Below are 22,004 nucleotides of genomic sequence, written 5' to 3' on the forward strand. Positions count from 1 at the left end.
ATGGGTGCACTGAAAAGTTTGAAGCGGCAGAAAGTCTAGCAAAGGCGCCGCGCCCCGCTTGTGACGGATTGCAAGCGGATCCATGCATTTGCCGTTCCCGCGAAAATGCTTTTTCAAACCTCTTGCCGCTTTTTCCCCGACTAAACTTAAGCGCCTTAGATTTTCAAACTTTTCCCTCGGCCTTTCCCAGCATGTCCATTCCTCAAATCCAGTCTGAAGCCATTGCTTACGCGCTCAGCACCTACACGCTTCCTTCTGCTTCAGACGTCAAATCATATGCTTCAAATCGAAAGCTACCTGTAAAGGAGTTCACCGACGCCATCAGCGAGTTTGCCGGGAAGGGATGGATCAGACAGCCCAAGGAGGGCTACTGGGGTTCGTACGAGATACTCTTTGTGACGCCTGGCGGGATCAACATGATGACGCGGCTCGTGTCGCGCAAAACATTTGACGCCGTCTTCAATAAGCTGGAAAAGGTTCGCCTCGACAGGGATGTCAGAATGCACATCACCGTCATGAAGGCCGCGGTCAACTTCATCCAGACCGGACGCCTCCCGGCGCCCCTCAGCGAAACGTTCAGTGAGGATGAAATCAAGACATGGGCTTCCATGGAAGCCGCCTTCATGGTTCAGCTCCTCGACTATGACCACTGGAAGCCCTTCGTCGAAGCGCTTCCTGCGAAGATCATCGCCCGCGCGGCACTCCGCGTTGCGCAGGATACCGCGGATGTCCGCGGCTTCGACGTTACCAGCGACAAATTCAGAGACTATCTGATGCGGCATCTCTCCAAGGAAGCAGCCGCTGAATACCGCGACTGGCGCCATTACTACGCTGATTTCCTCTGCAGCGGGAAGCCGCACGAGCTGCTTAAGAAAATGAACTGCGAGTCCCCGTGGTACATGATCGTGAGCGCGGCAGCCTCCATCATGGACGACGAAGAGCCCTCCAATGCCGTCTCCTGCATGAGAATCGCTCTCTCGCGCCTCCACCAGGTCCACTTTGAAACCTGGTTTGAAGCCTGGCTCTATGCCATTGCGCTCTATCGCGATCGCGCAAACCCCGCATCCGTTCGGAAGCTCGAGCGAATGATGGAAGTCAAAAAAGTCGCCGAAAATGTTTATCTGAAGCCGGCGATTCTGATTGCCCTCCTCGGCTGCGGCAGAGATGCCAGGAAGGCTGCCGCGAGCTTCCGGGAAGCTTTCATGGAATCCCTTCCCGGTGAGGCCATTGAACAGCTCAACCCTCAAATTGCCGTTCCCTTTGCAATCACGGCGCTCAATTTCGGACTCCTTGAAAAAATCGACTTTGTGGGCGAGAACGCCAGGAAATGGATGAGCTTTCTGCCGATGCTCGATTTCGAATTCCAGCGTCTCACCGGCAGGAACGAGGAAGCCGAAAGCATTGCCCGCAAGTACGGAATCAAGCAGTTTCTTCCCCATTACGTCATCCGTCCGGAATGGGATCTGGTGCTCGACCGTCTGATCGCGCGCCCGGGCATCTCCGGCGGCAGCGGTCAGGACTACACTGAAGGTCAGCTCCCGACAGAACGCATTGCATACGCCGTCGACACCGAAAAGCCCGGCTGGGAAATCACCATCCGCTCGCAGAAATTCAAGGCGACGACCCGGACCTGGCTCAAGGGCACGGTCATGAAGCTTTCCACTTTCGTCGAGCGCGCGCCGAAGCTCTCCGATGAAGCGCAGCGCGTCGCCAATGCAGTTCACCTGGAAAGCATGTATTGGACGAGAGGCATGCACGTCCTCAACGTCCCTGAAGCGCTGATGGAGCTTGTCGGCTCTCAGAATGTCATCGACGCGAAAACGCTTGAACCGATCGACGTGGAGAAGAGACCGCTCGAAATTTCGGTTCTGCGCAATAACGACACCTACTCTTTCACCAACAATCTCAGTCCTGAATTTGATCCTGAAGAGGACAAGATCAGCCTTACGAGAGCGAGCAGCAGCCTGATCATCGTCACCCGGCCGACAGACAATGAACGCGAGCTTTTGAAAGCCGTGCGCGGCATCAACTTCCCGCTCGCGGCACGGGAAAAGCTCACGCACTACCTCGAAAAGCTTTCGGCCCGAACCCCTGTTATGTCGGACCTCCTCAAGGACTCCAAGCACCTTGAGAAGCAGTCGGGCGACGCAAGAATCACCTTCCGCCTCGAACCCTTCGGAGCGGGCACGCACCACGTCACCGCGCTCGTGCATCCGGTCGCGGAGAACCCGCTTGCCTGCTCGCCGGGCGAAGGACTTTCCTTCATCGCCACCCGGATCGGCACCAAAACGGTTCAGGTCGCGCGCGACCTGAAGAAGGAGCGTAAAAACTTTGATGAGCTCCTCTCCGCGCTCTCGCGGCTCGAGGAACTGAGAGACAGTGAATTCTCCTGGGAGCTTCCGGCCGCTGAAACGCTCGAGATGCTCGAGGTGCTCCGCACCCATCCGGATACGGCGCTCCTTGAGTGGCCCGAGGGCGTCAAATTCCGCGTCTCCCGCCCGCAGATCTTCCCCTCGAACCTGAAGCTCTCGCTTCGGAGCATGGGAAGCTGGTTCGAGCTTGAAGGCAAGGTTCAGATCGACGAAAAAACGGTCCTCACCGTCAATGAGCTCCTTGAGCGCCTCAGGGAATCCGAAGGCCGCTTTATACGCTTGGGCGACGACGAATACGTTGCCCTCACGGAAAGCCTCAAAAAGGAGCTCGAGCATATCGAGAGTCTCGTTACGTCTCAAAAGAAGGGCGAACTCCGGATTTCCGCCTTCAATGCCGACTCCATTGAAAAGCTCGGCGAGGAAGGGATTGAAATCGATTCCGACGAAGCCTTCCGGTCGCTCTGCAGCCGCATCCGCGAGGCAGAGCACTTCACGCCCGAAATCCCTGCGGGTCTTCGCACCGAGCTTCGCCCCTATCAGCAGGAAGGGTTTGAATGGCTCTCGCGCCTCATCAGCTGGGGCGCGGGCGCGCTTCTCGCCGACGACATGGGCTTGGGCAAAACCATTCAGGCAATTGCGCTCCTTCTCTCCCGCGCCAAGGATGGTCCTCAGCTCGTCGTGATGCCTGCGGCCGTTCTCTTCAACTGGAGCGACGAACTCCAGCGCTTCGCGCCTAGTCTCAGCGTCAAGATGCTTCAGCAGGCCGAAGACCGCAAAAAGCTCGTCGACGAGGCGGAAGCGGGCGACGTCGTCCTCACGACCTACGGCATTCTTTCCGCCGAGATTGAAGCCTTGAGCGGCCGCGAATGGACGACCGTGGTGCTCGATGAAGCGCACAACATCAAGAACCGGGACACCAAGATGTCGAAGGCCGCCATGCAGCTCAAATCCGCTGCCCGCGTTCTTCTTACCGGCACGCCCCTTCAGAACAACCTCGGCGAAATCTGGAATCTCTTCGAGTTCGCCAACCCCGGCCTTCTCGGGAGCAGCCAGAGCTTCGCGGAGCGCTTCATCATTCCGATCGAGCGCAACAAGGACCGCAACTGCCAGAGGCTTCTGAAGCGCCTGATTTCGCCCTTCATCCTTCGCCGCACGAAGGCCGAGGTGCTTGACGAACTCCCCGAAAAGACCGAGGTTACGCTCCGGGTCGAACTCTCCGAAGCCGAACGCACGCTCTATGAGAGCCTGCGCGAAACGGCCTCGCAGCGCCTCGAGACGGGCGAAATCAATCCGATTGAAGCCCTTGCAGAACTCATGAAGCTTCGTCAGGCGGCGTGCGCGGCCGAACTCGTGAATCCGAAGTTGAAGCTCGAGTCCTCGAAGATCAATGCGTTCCTGAAGCTCGCCGATACGCTCATCGAAGGCGGCCACCGGGCGCTCGTCTTCAGCCAGTTCACGTCCTACCTCGCGATCCTCAGGAAGGAACTCGACAAGAAGAAGATCAAGTACCTCTATCTCGACGGCGCAACGCCCGCGGGCCAGCGCCAGAAGTTGGTCGACGCCTTCCAGAAGGGAGAAATGCCGCTCTTCCTCATCAGCCTTAAGGCGGGCGGCACGGGCCTCAACCTCACTGCCGCCGACTACGTTGCGATTCTCGACCCCTGGTGGAATCCGGCGATCGAAAGCCAGGCCTCGGACCGTGCCTACCGCATCGGGCAGGAGAATCCGGTGACGATCTACCGCCTGATCGCCGAGAACACGATCGAGGAGAAGATCATCCGGCTCCATGAAACGAAGAAGTCTTTGGCGGACGCGCTTCTCGAAGGCTCCGACATGTCGAACCGCCTCTCGAGAGACGAAATCCTCAGGCTCCTCGCGGAGGATTGAGGCGGAGAGACTCAAGCTTCCCCCAGCGGTTCACCCGGGATGCGGCAGGTCCTCCTGACTCCTCCCGGGAAGCTGAGAAATCGCTCCTTCCGGCTTCGGGAAGCTCAAACACAGCAAAAAGCCCGCACTGCTCAGAAAAAGCAGACTGCGGGCTTTTCTTTGAAATGGAATTCAGAAGGTCTTTAGACCGTCATGATTTCCTTTTCCTTCTCCGTGATCACCTTGTCGATTTCGGCGACGTAGCGGTCCGTGAGCTTCTGAATGTCCGTCTCGAAGCGGCGCTGATCGTCCTCGGAGATTTCCTTATCCTTCTCGAGGCGTTCGATCTGGCCGTTGGCGTCGCGGCGGAGGTTGCGCACGGCAACCTTGGCGTCTTCGCCGAAGCCCTTCACGATCTTCGAGAGTTCGCGGCGGCGCTCTTCGGTGAGCGGGGGGAGCGGCACGCGGATGACGTCGCCCGAGGTAGCCGGGTTGAGGCCGAGGTCGGAGTCGCGGATCGCCTTCTCGACGACCTTCACCATGTTCTTTTCCCAGGGCTGGACGGTAAGCGTGTGCGCGTCGCCGACGCCCACCTGAGCAACCTGGTTGATCGGGGTCGGGCAGCCGTAGTAGTCGACCTTGATCTTGTCGAGCAGGCCCGTGCTGGCACGACCCGTGCGGATGCGCGTGAAGTCTTCGCGAAGCTTCTCGACGGTGACGCCCATCTTGTGCTCGGTCTGCTGGATAACTTCCTGAGCGGTCATAAAAAATCTCCTTGGAGCATTTCCGCTTAAGGCGCCGAACCTTGGTGAAGGCTCAAGGCGCATCCAGAGCGGAAACTTTTGAATCACTGAATTCGGTACGAACATGGGCCGGAAAGCGAACCCTCCGGCCCATGCGCAATTTGTTATTTTATCAAAGGTCGGCCTCAGCTATGAACGAGCGTGCCTTCCTTTTCGCCGAGGACGACGCGGCGCAGCGCCCCCTTCTTGTTGATGTTGAAGACCTTGATCGGGAGCCCCTGCTCGCGGCAGAGCGCGAAGGCGGTGGCGTCCATCACCTTGAGGTTGGTGCGAAGCGCATGGTCGAAGGTGATTTCGTCATACATCGTGGCAGTCGGATCCTTCTTGGGGTCGGCCGTGTAGATGCCGTCGACCTTCGTCGCCTTGAGGACGATGTCGGCGCCCACTTCCGCGCCGCGAAGCGCAGCAGTGGTATCGGTCGTCATGAAGGGGTTGCCGGTGCCGGCCGCAAAGATCACGACGCGGCCCAGGCGCAGATGGCGCAGGGCCTTTCCGCGGATGTAGGGTTCGGCGACCTGTTCAATATGAAGCGCCGACTGCACGCGCGCCTCGATGCCGTTGTTGCGGCAGCAGTCCTGAAGAGCCATGGCGTTCATCACCGTGGCGAGCATGCCCATGTAGTCGCCCGTGGCGCGGTCCATGCCGGTGGCGCCGAGCGCAACGCCGCGGAAGATGTTGCCGCCGCCCACGACGATGCCGATCTGCACGCCCAGATCAAGGACGGAGCGGATTTCTTCAATCATGTGCTGAAGCACCTGACGGTTGATGCCGAAAGCATCATCGCCCATGAGGGCTTCGCCCGAAAGCTTCAGAAGAATTCGTTTGTAAACGGGCTTACCCTGCGCTGCGTTGTCCATCGATCAACTCCTCAATGCATGACTGTTGGGAAGATTGCCGGCATCAGGCTTCAGGGACCGTGCCCGTCTGCCAAGTTCTGGCTCGGGGCGAAATTATACGCGGCTGAGGAATATTGCTTAGAACTTTTTGCTTCCGCTCGCACCCGCTGCGAACGCGCAAAAGGAAAGGACGCCCCTTCGTGCAAGGAAGGCAGCGTCCCTTTCGATTGGAGGAGAGTTTCCCGGAGGGAAGCTTCAGGAGAAGCGCTTCATTTTCCGAAAATGCCCGTGCATGCACTGCCGGAATCAGAAAGCTCCTCAGAGCTCTTCAGAGAAAGTCTCCTTCAGCCTCAAAGAAGCAGTTACGCCTGCTTGGCGGCAGCGGCCTGGGCGGCCACTTCAGCAGCAAAGTCGTTGCTCTTCTTTTCGAGGCCTTCGCCCACAACGTAGAGAACGTAGGTGGCGACTTCAGCCTTGGCGGCCTTGAGAAGATCATTGATCGTCTTCTTGTCGTCCTTGACGAACGGCTGGTTGACGAGCGTGACTTCCTTCAGGAACTTCTTCACGGAGCCTTCGGCGATGCGCTCGAGCATCTGCTCGGGCTTGCCGGCTTCGCGGGCCTTCTCGATGGCGATGCGGCGTTCGGACTCGATGAGGGCATGATCGATGCCCGTCTCGTCGATGGCCTTCGGCTTCGAGGCGGCAATGTGCATGGCGATGTCGTGAGCGAGCTCATGGTCGCCGCCGACCAAGTCGACGATGACGCCGATGCGGCTGCCGTGGACGTAGTGCGAAAGTTCGCCCTTCGCTTCGATGCGCTGGAAGCGGCGGAAGGTCATGTTTTCGCCGATCTTGCCGACGAGGCCCGTGCGGACGCCGTCAACGGTGGTGCCGTCGAGCGGGAGAGCGAGGAGCTCTTCGACCGTGGCGGGGTTCTTCTCAGCGACGAGCTTGACGCTGTCGTGAGCCATCTTGAGGAATTCCGGGTTCTTCGCGACGAAGTCGGTTTCGGAGTTGACTTCGAGGATCGCGCCGAGCTTGCGGTCATGCGAGACGTAGACGACGACGACGCCTTCGGCGGCGATGCGGGCAGCAGCCTTGCTCGCCTTGTTGCCGAGCTTGACGCGCAGGATCTCCTCAGCCTTGGCCATATCGCCTTCGGCTTCGGTGAGCGCCTTCTTGCACTCCATCATCGGGGCGTCGGTCTTGAGACGCAGCTCCTTAACCTGGGCGGCGGAAATAGCAGCCATGTTCACTAACTCCAATCAGAGGAACAAAAAATCGGTATGGATTCTAAAAGAAAATGGGGCCCGAAATGAGCCCCATTTCCTTTGTGAGCCGGTCAGATGCCGACGGGATACGCGCCTCTCTCAGAGAGGCCCTCCCGTCGCATCCGGCGGGGCCTGGCCATCAAAAGCCGTCAATTAGGCAGCGGGGGTCGCTTCCGGGGCTTCCTCAGCGGCAGCCACTTCGATGAACTCTTCCTCAGCCGGGGCTTCCTCGGCGGAGACGGCGCTGTCGGCGCGGCCGGCGATCACGGCGTCGGCGATGCCGGCGGCGTAGATCTGAACAGCCTTCGAGGAGTCATCGTTGCCCGGAATGACATAGTCGATGCCTTCGGGCGAGCAGTTCGTATCCACAACGCCGATGACGGGGATGCCGAGCTTGTTGGCTTCCTGAACGGCGATCTTGTGGTAGCCCACGTCGACGATGAAGAGAGCATCGGGAAGGCCCGTGAGGTCCTTGATGCCGCCGATCGACTTGTTGAGCTTCTCAACGGAGCGCTGGAAGTCGAGGGCTTCCTTCTTCGTCAGCTTGGCGGCGGTGCCGTCCTCGAGCTGCTCTTCCATTTCCTTGAGGCGCTTGATGGTGCCGCGAACCGTCTTGAAGTTCGTGAGCGTGCCGCCGAGCCAGCGCTGGTCGACCCAGCTGCAGCCGGCGCGCTGAGCTTCCTGAGCGATGATTTCGCGACCGCCGCGCTTCGTGTCGACGAAGAGGATGCGGCCGCCCTGGCTCGCGAGCTGACGGGCGAACTTGCAGGCTTCATCAAACATCACAACCGTCTTTTCGAGGTTGATGATGTGAATCTTGTTGCGGGAGCCGAAGATGTACTGAGCCATCTTCGGGTTCCAGAAACGGGTCTGATGACCGAAGTGGCAACCCGCTTCGAGCATTTCACGCATGCTGACCATTTGATTTCTCCAAGGTTTTGTCAGTCTGACACGGCCTGCAGGAACCAATTCTTCTTCTCGGAATCAAAGGCACCTCGGGCGCAGACCGCGCGCAATGTACATACCCGGGCCGACCATGGACACCGGGCGGAATAGTTCCGGCCTCAGGAGAGAAAATCCCGAGGCCGGAACAAGGCGCGCATTTTACGTGCGCGCGAATTTGATTTCAACCGGAAAACGGATCTTTTTTCGATTTCGTCTCCGTTCGAAGCGCTTTGATTAGTTCAGGGGCTTCGCGGAGCGGACGTCGAGCTTCGTGCGGTTCCAGTCGCGGTCGATTTCGGCGCGGATTTCCATCGGAGCGTCCTTCTTCACCATCGACCAGTCGCGGTCGTGATCAAGTTCGGCGGTGATGGCGGTGCCGGCCTCATCCTCGAATTCGTACTTGTCGCCCCTCAGGTGCTGCGTGAACTTGCCGCGCAGAACGACAATCTGATCATCGGCGCCCTTTTCAAGCACCCACTGAACGGTTGTGACCTTGTTGTTGCCGAAGCCCTGCGGGGCGCGGGCTTCAGCCGAAGCCGGAGCGTCAAAGCCCGTGGGGCCGGCAGCCTGGACGGCAGGAGCGGCGGCAAAAGCCAGAGCGGCGATCGAAGCAAGAGCGGCAAGGCGAAGATTGGTGCGGCGGGTCATGATTTTTCTCTCCCGGCTCCCGTTCATGGGGGAGCCTTTTTATTTGAAACTGCCGGATTTCATCAGGCGGGAACTTCTTTCCCTCCTGCTGCTTCCGGTCGGGAAGCGCTGCGGCGCCCCCTGATGTTTACAACTTTAGGACGCGCAGATTAGCGAATCGTTAGTCCTTCGTTAGCGAATCCTTAGAAACATATCGTTGCAGCAGGTTTCCGCCGCACGCGTTTACCGAGGACTTCCGGACCCCGGGCCGCGTCACCTCATTAGAATGTGGGGCACCTTTCAGGCGCAGGAGAGCGCTCCCGCTTTTCCCCCGCGCCTGCGCTCCGGAGAAGCTTCTTGAGCGGGGGCGTCGAAATGCCTCTGCGTTTTCTCCCGGGCCGGATTTCATTTCCTCAGACTTTCCATTACCAGCAGACATCATGGCGATTTCCATCAAAACGCCCGAGGACATTGCGGGACTCCGCATTGCCGGCCGTCTTGCGGCCGAGCTCCTCGACTATCTCACGCCGTTCGTGAAGCCCGGCGTCTCCACCGGAGAACTTGACCGCCTCGCATACGACTACACCGTGAACGTGCAGAAGTGCATTCCGGCGTGCCTCGGCTACACGCCTCCCGGAATGACGCCCTATCCGGCGACGACCTGCATTTCGATCAATCACGTCGTCTGCCACGGCATCCCGAGCGACAAGAAGATCCTCAAGTCGGGCGACATCGTCAACATCGACGTGACGAGCATCAAGAACGGCTACCACGGCGACACCTCGAGAATGTTCATCGTCGGGAAGCCCACCATTGCCGGCAAGCGCCTGGTCGACCTCGCCTTCAACACGATGTGGGCGGGCATCGACGCCGTGCGCCCGGGCGGGTGCTTCAACGACATCGGCGTTGCCTGCCAGCGCTATGCGGACCAGAACGGCATCTCCGTCGTGCGCGACTACGGCGGCCACGGGATCGGGAAGGGCTTCCATGAAGAGCCTCACGTCAATCACTTCCCTGTTCATCATCAGACGCCCGTCTTCGAGCCCGGCATGGTCTTCACGGTCGAGCCCATGGTGAATGCCGGCCGCTACGGCGTCACCATGCTCGGCGACGGCTGGACGGTGGTTACGAAGGACCATTCGCTTTCCGCCCAGTGGGAGCACATGGTGCTTGTGACGGAAACCGGCTACGACGTCCTCACGGTGAGCAAGGGCACGCAGGCGCCTCCCGCCTTCGTGAAGGGCTGGAAGCTTCCCGAGAACCTCTGAGCGCTCTCCCTCACCCTTTAGTCTTTGAAAAGGCGGTCCGTCCGCCGGCAGCTTGCGCCGGTTCATGCGGACCGCCTTTTCATTTCCTCGTTTCTTTCTGCGGAGTCCCGGTCGCCATGGAAATCAGTCCGGAAAAGCTGAGCGCCGTCGTCGAGCGCTTTAAGGAAGACCGCGCGCGCATTGCCGACGCCTGGCATGAATCGCACGACACGGAAGCGTGCCTCAACGCGCACAGCGCCGCGCTCGACCGCGCCGTCCTCGCGCTCGGGGGCCTTGCGGAGCTTCCCTCCGGCGGGCTCGCGCTCGCCGCCGTGGGCGGCTACGGCCGGAGAGAACTTTTCCCCCACTCCGATATCGATCTCCTCGTTCTCCTTTCAGACGACCGGGGAGAGGACGAGGAGACGAAGGCAAGGATTTCGGCCTTCCTCGCCGCGCTCTGGGAGCTCGGCCTCACCGTGGGTGCGGCCGTGAGAACGGAAAAGGAATTCACGGCGGAAGCGGCCGAAGACGTCTCGATTGCGACCACGTATCTCGAAAGCCGCTTCCTCTGGGGCGAACGAAAGCTCTACGACGAATCCCGCGACGACTTCTTCGCGAGCCTCGACGCCCGGGCTTTCTTTCGCGACAAGATGCTCGAACTCCGCCGCAGGCACCAGAAGTACGAAGATACGCCCTACGCCCTCGAACCCAACCTCAAGGAGTCGCCCGGGGGCCTCAGAGACCTTCAGGTCTTTCTCTGGTGCGCCCGTGCGGCCGGCCTCGCAGACAGCCTTCAGGGCATGAAGGACGCGGACCTCATTACCGAGCGCGAGATGCATACGATCGAGGAGTGCTTCCGCTTCCTCGCGAAGCTCAGAATCGAGCTCCATCTCCTCACGAACCGCGACGAGAACCGGCTTCTCTTTGACGTTCAGGAAGCGCTTGCCGCCCGGCTCGGCTACAAGGCGACGGGCCTCATGCGGGCGTCCGAAGCCCTCATGAAGCGCTACTACTGGAATGCGAAGTCGGTCGTTCAGATGTCAATCATCCAGCTCCAGACGATCTCGGACCGTCTCGTCGGAGGCTCTGCCCTTGCTACGCCCGTGCGCCTCAGCGCCGACTTTCTCGCGCTCGGCGACGAAATGGACATTGCCGGGGACGATGTCTACGAAAAGGACCCGAAGGCGATTCTCAGAACCTTCCTCGTCTTTGCGCTTCACCCCGAGCTCACCCGCTTCTCCACGCGGCTCCTGCGCGCCCTCTGGCACGCGACCCCGAAGATCGGCGTCGCCTACCGCGAGGATCCGGAAAACCAGAAGACCTTCCTCGACATCATCAAGCTTGAAAAAGGCGCGGACGATGCGCTCGCCATGATGAATGCCTGGGGGATTCTCTCCCGCATGCTGCCCGCTTTCCGGCATGTCGTCGGCCAGATGCAGCACGACCTCTACCACATCTTCACGGTCGACCAGCACACGATTCTCGTCGTCAAGAACCTCTGCCGCTTCCGCCGCTCCGAGCACGCCCACGAGTACCCGCTCTGCACGCAGCTCATGACGGCGCTGCCCGATTCGTGGAGGCTTCTCATTGCCGGGCTCTTTCACGATATCGGGAAGGGCCTCGGGGGCGGCCATGAAATCATCGGCGCGGAGAAGGCGGAGCTTTTCTGCCGCCGCTTCGGGCTCTCAGAGGAAGATACGGGCTTCATCACCTTCCTCGTGCGCGAGCACCTCGTCATGAGCCGCGTTGCGCAGAAGGAAGACATCTCCGACCCGGAGGTGGTCGAGCGCTTCATCCGCCTCGTTGGGACGAAGGAGCGGCTCGACGCCCTCTACCTTCTCACCGTCGCCGACATCCGCGCGACCTCGCCCAAGGTATGGACGCCCTGGAAGGCGGCGCTTCTCGAGAACCTCTACCATGCCGCGCTCGACCGGATCGTCGGCACCGGGGGCGAGGCCACGCTCGCCGACGTCGCCGAAAGGCGGCGCCGCGAAGCGGTCGAACTCCTGCACGGCCGCGTTTCCGACGAGGCCCGCAATCGCCTCTGGCGCGAACTCGACCTCGTCTACTTCATGCGTCATACGAGCGAGGAGATCGCCTGGCACACCGAGATGCTCTCGCTCCACGTCATGGACCCGACGCCCATCGTGCGCGTGAAGCGGAATGCCACGACCGAAAGCCTCACGATTCTCCTCTACCTGCGCGACAGAAAGGACCTCTTCCTCCGGTCCGTCGCCTGGTTCGGGAAGAATTCGCTCTCGGTCGTCGACGCACGCGTGCACACCACGCGCCACGGCTGGGCGCTCGACACGTTCCTCGTGGCCGACGCCTTCGGGCGGTTCGACACGCCTGAGAAGCTCGCGCAGATGGAGAAGAGCCTCGCCGCCGCATTGATCGACGAGAAGCCGCTCCCGCCCGCGCCCAAGGCCCGGCTCTCGCGCCGCTCGAGGCACTTTCCCACGCGCCCGAGCGTCAATATTCACCCGGACGAATCGCACCGCGCCTTCATTCTGAATCTCGTCGGCACGGACAGAATCGGGCTTCTATATGCGATCTCGCAGGTGCTTGCCAAATACAGCGTCAACCTGCAGACCGCGAAGATTGCGACGCTTGGCGAACGCGCCGAGGACGTCTTCTTGATCGACGGGGCAGCGCTTCATGAGGACAGCCTCCTCCTTGCCTTTGAGGCAGAGCTCATTGAAGCGCTCCTCCCGCAGAAGGGCTGAGAGAGGAGAGAGAGAAGCACCTTCAGCGCTCACCCAAAAGAAAGGCCGGAACTCCCGCAGAGGAACTCCGGCCTTTTCTCTTTTCGCGGGAAAAGCGTCGTAAGCGACGCTTTCCCGGGAGCGATGTCGTTTTAGAAAACGATCTTCGAAATGCACCAGCCGATGATCGTGCCGCTCACCACGAAGACGAGCCCCGGGCGCAGGTACGAATGGTTGATGACGAAAGAGCCGAGCTTCGTCGTCCCCGTGCGGTCGAAGGCCGTGCAGCCGATCTGAGCGCCGCCCGGGATCATGAAGTCGCCGAAGCAGCAGGCCCAGGTGCCAATGAGAAATTCCGGCGGAAGCCCGAACTTGAGGCCGAGCGGCATCATGATCGTGGTCGAGACCGTGGGCGAGAAGATGACGCTCGAGGCGCAGAAGGCGGCGAGGCAGAAGACGAAGGGCGCGTCCTTTGCGAGGCTCGAGAAGACGTCGGCGAGAAGCTTCGTGTGAAGGTCGAAGAAGGTGCCCGTGCACCATGCAATGCCGAAGACGCCGACAACGCCGATGAGGCCCGAACGGAAGACGGAGCCGGAGGCAAATTTTTCAGGCGGCACGCGGCAGAGGAGGATGATGAAGAAGGCCGTGGCGAGCATCACCATCTGGATGAGCGACGGGATCGGGAGCTGCGAGACCTTGCCCGCGGCTTCCCAGGCCGGACGAAGGCCGGGGATGGAGCCCATGCAGATCGAGACGAGAATGCCGATCAGAAAGATCGCCACAGCGCGGCGGGCGAAAGGCTTCTCCTCATACTTCTGCGTGGCGTTGACACCGGCGAGCCACTGGTAGTCGCCGTTCGCGAGACGGCGCTTGAATTCCGGATCGTCCTCAAGCTCGCAGCCGCGCCAGAAGACGGAGAGCGCCGTCACGAGGACCGTGAGAATGAAGGTCGGAACCGTGCAGGCGAGAATCTGCCAGAAGGCAATGCCCTGCATCGCCATGATGCCCACCATTGCAGCCATGGCGGCCGACATGGGAGAAGCCATCACCCCGATGCCGGCGCAGATGACGGATGCGGAAACCGCGCGCTCTGGACGAACCTTGGCTGACGCCGCCACTTCAGCCACCACCGGGTAGACCGCGAAGGCGACATAGGCCGTGCCGACCAGCATCACGAAGAAGGAACAGACGAGCGGCCCCACGAAGGTAATTGCGCGCGGCCACTTGCGAAGGAGCTTTTCCGCCCAGCGCACAAGCAGGTCGAGGCCGCCCGAGCCCTGAAGCACGGACGTGCAGGCGATCACCGCCGTAATGATGAGTAGGACCGAGACCGGAGGCGAACCCGGCTGAATGCCCATGCCGAGAACGAGAATGCAGACGCCGAGACCGCCCGCGGCGCCAAGGCCCACGCCGCCCAGTCTGCCGCCGATGGCGACGCAGACGAGCACGACCGCAAGCTGCAGCCAGAAAGAAAGATCCATTTCCATGGTGGTAAGAGGGAATTTCTGAATGAGAGAAGCGCTGTCCAAAACATCCAATGTGAACAGCGCACGGGAAACGGGCAGATTTTAGAGATGAATACATCGTTTTGACATGGCTTGCATCGGCACCTGAAGCAGTGAATTCCATTACCCATATTTGATGTACCGCCCGTGCATCTTCAGGGGCAGCAAATCACATCCGTCGTACCATTCACATCGCAAAAAATCTCTACTCCGAGACCTGAACCATGACAGAAATAACTGAAACCAAAAGTGCGAAGCTCGCGCGCTTCGTCGTCAATACGACCTATGACGACCTGCCCCGCCCGATTGCCGAAAAAGCCGTGAGGCACATCCTCGACAGCATCGGAGCGGGCATTGCGGGCGCAATTGCGCCCGAACCCCAGCTTCTTCTCAAAACCCTTCGGGAAGCGGGCGAAGGAAGAGCCTCCCTCTGGGGCGCCGGCGAAACGGTTTCCCCGCTGAACGCCGCGCTCATCAACGGCACGGCTTCTCACGCCTTCGAGCTTGACGACACGGGCGGGTGCGACCACTCGGGCGCCGTCGTCGTCCCGGCGGCCGTGGCGGCTGCCGAACTCTCCGGGCGCAAGGTGACGGGCCGGGAATTCATTACTGCCGTCGTTCTCGGCTACGACGTTGCCCGCCGCGCTCTTGAAGCCTGCGGCGCATATGAAGCGCATAACGGCGCAGGCTTCCATTCAACCGGCACGTGCGGCCCCTTCGGCGCCGCTGCGGCAGCCGCAAAAATTCTTGAGCTCGATGACCGCCAGACAGAGATGGCGCTCGGGCTCGCAAGCTCCTTTGCATCCGGGCTCTGGTCCTGCGTCCACGATGGAGCTCAGAATAAGCGCCTTCATGCCGGGCACGCCGCCTGGGGCGGCCTCATGAGCGCCGTCCTCGCGAGGCAGGGCTTCACCGGCCCATCCATGGTTTTTGAGGAAGTCTGGGGCGGCTTCAACAAGAGCTTTGCGCCCACGTCTTCCGACCCCGATGCGTGGTTGAGGGACCTCGGGACTAACTGGAAGCTCGCGCGCGTCTCCATCAAGCCCCACGCTTCCTGCCGGTCAACGCACTCTTCAATCGACGCGGTCGACAATCTGATGGCCAAGCACGGTTTCAAGGCTGATGAGATCAAGGAAATTCTCGTCATCATCAATCCATTCGTGCACGGCATGTGCGGCAAGTTTGCCATTCACCCGATGAACGCGGCGCAGCTTTCGATTCCCTACAGCGTCGCAGCCGACCTCGTGTTCGGTTCGGCAAGTCTCGCGTCCTTTGCAAGAAGCCGCCGCGAGGATCCGAGAGTTGCAGAGATGATGAAGCGAATCCGCTTTGAAATTGATCCCTCTCAGAAGGACGACGACGAACCCATCGTGCGGGTGACCCTTGCGGACGGCCGCAGCTGGGAGGAACGCGTCCCGATGCCCCTGGGTGCCCCCACGAATCCGGTGACCGACGAGGCACTCCTCAGAAAATTCCGGTCCGTAACGGAAATGGTGCTTTTTGAAGTGGATTCTGCCGAGCTCGCCCGCCGCCTGATGGCGCTCGACGAAGTGAATGACTTCCGCACAGAGATCGTGAGCCTTCTCGCAGCCGCCCCGAAGACGCGCGAGCGCTTCGCAGCCTAATCGACTCCATTTTCTGATGAAAGGCGGATTAGCCGGGCAGACCGGTTAATCCGCCCTCTTTTTCCGGACGGCGCAGAGAGCTCCCTCTCGTGTTAACGCTCTCTCAAACCATAAAAAACACCAACTCCAGCACAACCTTCCTTTGTCCTTCAAAACTAGTAAAGACTGACTTTTGGCGACAGCAAACTTGCAAATCAATTCTCCTTATTTGTCGACAATTGTCGGCAACTAACCTTCTTTTCGTAGAGAACCTCGGTTAGCTCATAAAACCCTCTATTCTTTGCCCGCCAGACCTTTACGCGCGCGGAACAAAACGCCCACAATCACGGCCGGTATTTTTCAACTTTCCTTCCGTGCGTCCGCATCCGCACACGCATTTTTCCGGAGTACTAAGAACATGTCTCTGAAGACCAAAGCCGTCTTTGCAGCCGCTTTCTTCTCTGCCGCCCTCGCCGCCGGCATCGCCAGCGCCGCGACCTACACGGTCGGCACGGGTGCGACCTACCGACCCTTCGAATACGAAACGCCCAATAAGGAGCTCGTCGGCTTCGACGTGGACCTCATGAAGGAAATCGCCAAGGCGGGCGGCTTCGAAGTTGAATTCATCAATACGCCGTGGGACGGCATCTTCGCCGGCCTCAACAACGGCGACCGCGACATCGTCATGTCGGGCATCACGATCACGGAGAAGCGCAAGGAAGCCGTCGACTTCTCGCATCCCTACTTCCTCGCCCACCAGCTCATCCTCACGAATTCGAACCTCAAGATTACGAGCCTGAAGGATCTGAAGGGCAAGCTCATTGCCGTGGTCAATGCGTCCGCCGGCGACATTGCCGCCTCGCAGGAATTCGGCAAGGCCTCGACCAACATCCGCCGCTTCGACAACACGCCCCTCGCGCTTGAAGAGCTCGCCAATGGCGGCGTCGACGCGATGATCGGCGACGTGGGCGTTCTGCAGTGGTACGTGAAGCAGAATCCTGAGAAGAAGTTCAACCAGTGCCGCGATCCGGGCTTTGCCGAACAATACTTCGGCATCGGCGTGAGAAAGGGCAACACGAAGGTCCTGAACGACGTGAACAACGGCCTCGAAAAGGCCATTTCCTCGGGCGCCTACAACAAGGTCTATCAGAAGTGGTTCGGCACGGACGCTCCGAAGCTTCCCCGCTGATCTGCCTGATCTGATTGCCTGAAGGGAAGGATTCCCCAAGCCGCCGAGGTTTTGAGAAGCGGCTCGCCTCCTTCCCTCCCCGCTCAAAAGCTTTTTCCAAACCACGTCGGCGTCCTCACAAGATGGACGCCGGCGCGTTTCTATAAACGGACCCTCAATGTTTGGTTTTCATTCCGACGTCATTGTTGAATACTGGCCGCTCTTCGTGCACGGCGCCTGGATGACCGTTCAGATCACCGTGATCTGCGTCTTCCTCGGCATGATTCTCGGCACGCTCCTCGGCATGGGGCGCCTCGCCTCCGCGCGCTACGAACCCGCAAAGTCGTTCCTTCATTTCGGCGTGCGCTGGCCGATCGCGGTCTACGTGAGCTTCTTTCGCGGAACGCCACTCTTCGTGCAGATCTTCCTCATGCACTTCGCGGTGCTCCCGATCTTCATTCATCCGGTCGACGGCCTTCTGATCGACGGTGCGCTTGCGCGTGAAATCCGCGCCAACTACGGCGCCATGCTCGCCGGCATCTGCGCGATCACTTTGAATTCCGGCGCCTACATGTGCGAAATCTTCCGCGCCGGCATCCAGTCCCTCGACAAGGGGCAGATGGAGTCCGCCCGCTCGCTCGGCATGACCTACTTCCAGGCGATGCGCAAGATCATCCTGCCGCAGGCCTTCCGCCGGATGCTCCCGGCGCTCGGCAACAACGCGATCGCCATTCTGAAGGATTCGTCCCTCGTCTCTGCGATCGGTCTCGCCGAACTCGCCTACGCCGCCCGTACGGTGGCCGGCGCCTCCGCCCGCTACTGGGAGCCCTACATTACGATTTCCTGCGTCTACTGGGTGATGACGCTTCTTCTCGCCTGGGGCATCCGCCGCCTTGAAGCGAGGCTCGGTCGCGGCGACAACGGTCTTGGGAGCACGTCATGAGTGAAGAAAACAAAAACGCCATCGTCGAGATTCAGAACCTGAAGAAGGCCTTCGGCGATCACGTGGTCTTGGACGGCATCAACCTTTCCGTCCGTCCGGGCGAAAAGGTCGTGGTCCTCGGTCCCTCGGGGTCGGGCAAGTCCACGATGCTCCGCTGCATCAACGAGCTCGAGGTTCCGACCTCGGGCAAGATCTTCGTGAACGGCGTCGAGGTGACGAACCCGAAGACGAATCTCAACAAGGTGCGCGAACATCTCGGCATGGTCTTCCAGCGCTTCAACCTCTGGCCCCACAAGACGGTCGTTGAAAACGTGATGCTCGCGCAGCAGATCGTTCTCAAGGTCGCCGAGGAACCGGCCCGCAGAAAGGCCCTTGAGCTCCTCAAAAGCGTCGGGCTCCTTGAAAAGGCGAACGACTATCCGGCGAGCCTCTCAGGCGGCCAGCAGCAGCGCGTCGCGATTGCCCGCGCGCTCGCAATGGAGCCCAAGGTGATGCTCTTTGACGAACCCACCTCGGCGCTCGACCCCGAACTCGTGGGCGAAGTGCTCTCCGTCATGAAGCGCCTCGCCGACTCCGGCATGACGATGATCGTCGTCACGCACGAAATCGGCTTCGCGCGCGAAGTCGCCGACCGCGTGGTCTTCATGGACGGCGGCCGCATCGTCGAAGAGGGCTCTCCCGAAGAGATCCTCGTGGCGCCGAAGGAAGAGCGCACGAAATCCTTCCTCGCGCGCGTTCTTTGATAAAAGCTATTCAACAAATCGATATTTCCTATCAGCCCGCGGAAATGCCTCTTCGGCTCCGCGGGCTTTTCTTTGACTGTAACTCCCGCAAGGCTCGTATACATTGGGACGGCGCCGTCCTCAGTCCATTTTTCCTCAGGAAAGGCTTGAATTCAGTAGTCTTTGCTTTCGTTTTCGTTGTCCTTCTCATCCAAAGGAATGATGACTTACGGCTTCCCTTCGCTTAGAGTAAGGAATGCTCGAAATCGAGGGCTTCCCCCTAGGGAAGTACCCCATGAACCCGACCGACAGAGGATCTCTTCACCCGCCATGACTACCGGCCGCATTCATTCTTACGAAACATTCGGATCCGTCGACGGACCAGGAGTGCGGTTCGTCGTCTTCGTGCAGGGCTGCCGGATGCGCTGCGTCTACTGCCACAATCCGGATACCTGGCGCATTCAGACGGGGCGAATTGTTTCGCCCGATGAAGTCCTCGAACGGGCGCTCCGCTACCGTCCTTACTGGGGCGAAAAGGGCGGCATTACCGTGAGCGGCGGGGAGCCCTTGCTGCAGATGGAGTTCGTGACGGAGCTTTTTGAGAAAGCGAAGCGCGCGGGCGTCTCGACCACGATCGACACGAGCGGACTGCCCTTTACGCGCGACCCTGAAAATCTCGCCGGGTTCGAGCGCCTGATGGCCGTCACCGACCTCGTGCTTCTCGACATCAAGCACATCCGCCCCGACGCCCACAAAAAGCTCACGGGCTTCACGAACGAAACCATTCTCGACTTCGCGCGCTATCTCTCGGAAAAGAAGAAGCCCGTCTGGATCCGGCACGTGCTCGTGCCCGACTGGACGGACGAGGATGAGGCTCTGAAGGCCCTCTCCGGCTTCATTCAGACGCTCGACAACGTCGAGCGCGTCGAGGTTCTTCCCTTTCACAGCTTTGCCGAACCCAAGTGGGAGGCGCTCGGCATTCCCTGCCGCACGAAGGGCCTCCCGCCCCCGTCGAAGGAACGCATCCTCAATGCCGAGCGCATTCTCGGATGCGCGGCAAAAAGCCTTTGAACACCAGTACCGATTTCCCCAGTTTTTTAATTTCTCTTTTTAATTCATAGGAGTTCCACCATGACTGAAGCCTGGCGCACCTTTACGGGCACGCACTGGAAGCGCGACATAAACGTCCGCGACTTCATTCAGAACAACTACACCCCTTATGCGGGCGGAAGCGACTTCCTCGCGGGCCCCACGGAAGCAACGCAGAAGCTCTGGGGACGACTCTCCGAACTCCAGAAGGAAGAACGCGCGAAGGGCGGCGTCCTCGATATGGAGACCGAAATCGTCTCCTCGATCACGGCCTACCCGGCGGCCTACATTGATCCGGAGCTCAAGGACCTCGAGAAGGTGGTGGGCATCCAGACCGACAAGCCCCTGAAGCGCGCCTTCATGCCCTACGGCGGCATCCGCATGGCTCAGGAAGCCTGCCGCACCTACGGGTACGAACCCAACGCGAAGTTCGATCAGATCTTCAACGAATACCGCAAGACGCACAATCAGGGCGTCTACGACGCCTATACGCCCGAAATGCGTGCGGCGCGAAAAAATAAGATCATCACGGGGCTGCCCGACACCTACGGGCGCGGCCGCATCGTGGGCGACTACCGCCGCGTCGCGCTCTACGGCATCGACCATCTGATCGCTGAAAAGAAGCGCGATCTGAAGAACTGCGGCTGCGGGATGATGAGCGACGAAGTCATCCGCCAGCGCGAGGAAATCAGCGAACAGATCCGCGCCCTCATGGCGATGAAGGAGCTCGCGAAGAGCTACGGATTCGACATCTCAAAGCCCGCGGTGAACGCCCGCGAAGCCGTGCAGTGGCTCTACTTCGGCTACCTCGCCGCCATCCGCACGCAGAACGGCGCCGCGATGTCGGTGGGCCGCATCTCGACCTTCCTCGACATCTATCTCGAGCGCGACCTGAAGGAAGGGACGCTCACGGAAACCGAAGCCCAGGAACTCATCGACCACCTCGTCATGAAGTTCCGCATGGTGAAGTTCGCCCGCATTCCGGAATACAACCAGCTCTTCTCGGGCGACCCGGTCTGGGCGACGCTTGAGATGGCGGGCATCGGTATGGACGGCCGCCCGATGGTGACGAAGACGGACTTCCGCTTCCTCCATACCCTCGAAAACATGGATCCGGCCCCCGAACCCAACCTGACGGTGCTCTACACCAAGGCCCTTCCGGAAGCCTTCCGCCGCTATGCCGCAAAGATCTCCTGCCTCACCTCGAGCGTCCAGTACGAGAACGACGACGTCATGCGTCCGGTCTGGGGCGACGACTACTCGATCTGCTGCTGCGTCTCGGCGACGGAAACCGGCAAGGAAATGCAGTTCTTCGGCGCCCGCGCGAACCTCGCCAAGTGCATGCTCTACGCCATCAACGGCGGCGTCGACGAAAAGTCGGGCGCCCAGGTGGGTCCGGCCTATCGTCCGATCACGTCTGAATTCCTCGACTACGACGAGGTCATGGCGCGCTTCGACCCCATGATGGAGTGGCTTGCCGGCATTTACGTGAATACGCTCAACCTCATTCACTACATGCACGACAAGTACTTCTACGAAGCCGCCGAGCTCGCGCTCATCGATACCGACGTCCGCCGCACGTTCGCGACAGGCATCGCCGGCTTCTCGCACGTCGTCGACTCCCTCTGCGCCATCAAGTACGCGAAGGTGAAGCCCATCCGCAACGACAAGGGCGTCGCGGTCGACTTCGAGGTCGAGGGCGACTTCCCGCGCTACGGCAACGACGACGAGCGCGCGGACGAACTTGCCGTGTGGCTTCTCAGAACCTTCATTGAAAAGGTTCGCCACTACCCGACCTACCGCCATTCCGAACCCACGACCTCGATCCTCACGATCACGTCGAACGTGGTCTACGGGAAGGCCACGGGGTCGCTCCCGGACGGCAGAAAGGCGGGCGAACCGCTCTCGCCCGGCGCGAACCCGAGCTACGGCGCGGAAAAGAACGGCCTTCTGGCGTCGCTCAATTCCGTCGCGAAGCTCCCCTACGAGTATGCGCTCGACGGCATTTCCAACACCCAGACGATCAGCCCAGACGCGCTCGGCCATTCGCTTGACGAACGCGCTGAAAACCTGGTCTCCGTGATGGACGGCTATTTCGCCCAGGGCGCGCACCATCTGAACGTCAATGTCTTCGGCACCGACAAGCTCATTGATGCGATGGAGCATCCCGAGAAGCCCGAATACGCGAACTTCACGATCCGCGTCTCGGGCTACGCGGTGAAGTTCATCGACCTCACGCGCGAGCAGCAGCTCGACGTGATTGCGCGCACCTGCCACCGCCAGATGTAATCAACGCCTTCC

15 protein-coding genes are annotated in these 22,004 nt (G+C 60.3%); 9 read left to right on the forward strand and 6 right to left on the reverse strand.

What is annotated here, in order from left to right:
• The first annotated feature begins 191 nt into the window (after positions 1-191).
• A complete protein-coding gene (locus Q0106_RS08890) occupies positions 192-4,259 on the forward strand; it encodes a DEAD/DEAH box helicase (RefSeq protein WP_297611768.1) in 4,068 nt (1,355 codons plus the stop codon).
• Positions 4,260-4,441: 182 nt separating this feature from the next.
• Here Q0106_RS08890 and frr read toward each other — a convergent pair whose 3' ends face one another.
• The 5 genes from frr to Q0106_RS08915 all read right to left on the reverse strand — a co-directional run bounded on the left by frr (position 4,442) and on the right by Q0106_RS08915 (position 8,741).
• Positions 4,442-5,002: a ribosome recycling factor gene (gene frr, locus Q0106_RS08895; RefSeq protein ID WP_297611771.1), complete on the reverse strand. Its 561-nt coding sequence runs from the start codon at positions 5,000-5,002 to the stop codon at positions 4,442-4,444.
• Positions 5,003-5,166: 164 nt separating this feature from the next.
• Positions 5,167-5,898, reverse strand: a complete 732-nt coding sequence (gene pyrH / locus Q0106_RS08900) for a UMP kinase (RefSeq protein WP_139688851.1) — start codon at positions 5,896-5,898, stop codon at positions 5,167-5,169.
• Between the two features lie 341 nt (positions 5,899-6,239).
• Positions 6,240-7,127, reverse strand: coding sequence for a translation elongation factor Ts (gene tsf, locus Q0106_RS08905; RefSeq protein ID WP_152157732.1), 888 nt, complete (start codon positions 7,125-7,127; stop codon positions 6,240-6,242).
• Between the two features lie 174 nt (positions 7,128-7,301).
• A complete protein-coding gene (gene rpsB / locus Q0106_RS08910; RefSeq protein ID WP_297611774.1) occupies positions 7,302-8,069 on the reverse strand; it encodes a 30S ribosomal protein S2 in 768 nt (255 codons plus the stop codon).
• 258 nt (positions 8,070-8,327) lie between these two features.
• Complete coding sequence (locus Q0106_RS08915) at positions 8,328-8,741, reverse strand: NirD/YgiW/YdeI family stress tolerance protein (RefSeq protein WP_297611775.1); 414 nt, start codon at positions 8,739-8,741, stop codon at positions 8,328-8,330.
• Positions 8,742-9,160: 419 nt separating this feature from the next.
• Here Q0106_RS08915 and map point away from each other — a divergent pair, with 419 nt between their 5' ends.
• Positions 9,161-9,988 carry a type I methionyl aminopeptidase gene (gene map, locus Q0106_RS08920; protein ID WP_152157729.1) on the forward strand — a complete coding sequence of 276 codons (828 nt, stop codon included), beginning with the start codon at positions 9,161-9,163 and terminating at the stop codon, positions 9,986-9,988.
• 116 nt (positions 9,989-10,104) lie between these two features.
• Positions 10,105-12,693: a [protein-PII] uridylyltransferase gene (locus Q0106_RS08925; RefSeq protein WP_297611777.1), complete on the forward strand. Its 2,589-nt coding sequence runs from the start codon at positions 10,105-10,107 to the stop codon at positions 12,691-12,693.
• Positions 12,694-12,824: 131 nt separating this feature from the next.
• Here Q0106_RS08925 and Q0106_RS08930 read toward each other — a convergent pair whose 3' ends face one another.
• Positions 12,825-14,153 (reverse strand): anaerobic C4-dicarboxylate transporter family protein, encoded by a 1,329-nt coding sequence (locus Q0106_RS08930; protein ID WP_297611780.1) that lies wholly within the window; start codon positions 14,151-14,153, stop codon positions 12,825-12,827.
• Between the two features lie 248 nt (positions 14,154-14,401).
• Here Q0106_RS08930 and Q0106_RS08935 point away from each other — a divergent pair, with 248 nt between their 5' ends.
• The 6 genes from Q0106_RS08935 to pflB all read left to right on the forward strand — a co-directional run bounded on the left by Q0106_RS08935 (position 14,402) and on the right by pflB (position 21,992).
• A complete protein-coding gene (locus Q0106_RS08935) occupies positions 14,402-15,802 on the forward strand; it encodes an MmgE/PrpD family protein (protein ID WP_297611782.1) in 1,401 nt (466 codons plus the stop codon).
• 397 nt (positions 15,803-16,199) lie between these two features.
• Positions 16,200-16,970, forward strand: coding sequence for a basic amino acid ABC transporter substrate-binding protein (locus tag Q0106_RS08940; protein ID WP_139688840.1), 771 nt, complete (start codon positions 16,200-16,202; stop codon positions 16,968-16,970).
• Between the two features lie 157 nt (positions 16,971-17,127).
• Complete coding sequence (locus tag Q0106_RS08945; RefSeq protein ID WP_295488849.1) at positions 17,128-17,892, forward strand: amino acid ABC transporter permease; 765 nt, start codon at positions 17,128-17,130, stop codon at positions 17,890-17,892.
• Entirely contained in the window at positions 17,889-18,635 is a 747-nt protein-coding gene (locus Q0106_RS08950; protein WP_297611785.1) for an amino acid ABC transporter ATP-binding protein, read from the forward strand. The genes Q0106_RS08945 and Q0106_RS08950 overlap by 4 nt, the downstream gene beginning before the upstream one ends.
• 309 nt (positions 18,636-18,944) lie before the next feature.
• A complete protein-coding gene (gene pflA / locus Q0106_RS08955; protein ID WP_297611787.1) occupies positions 18,945-19,685 on the forward strand; it encodes a pyruvate formate-lyase-activating protein in 741 nt (246 codons plus the stop codon).
• Positions 19,686-19,745: 60 nt separating this feature from the next.
• The gene (pflB, locus tag Q0106_RS08960; RefSeq protein ID WP_297611790.1) at positions 19,746-21,992 is read left to right on the forward strand and encodes a formate C-acetyltransferase; all 2,247 of its coding nucleotides are present in this window, start codon (positions 19,746-19,748) and stop codon (positions 21,990-21,992) included.
• The last annotated feature ends 12 nt before the right edge of the window (positions 21,993-22,004 follow it).

This window comes from uncultured Sutterella sp., from assembly GCF_937923675.1.
In the GTDB taxonomy this organism is placed as follows: domain Bacteria; phylum Pseudomonadota; class Gammaproteobacteria; order Burkholderiales; family Burkholderiaceae_F; genus Sutterella.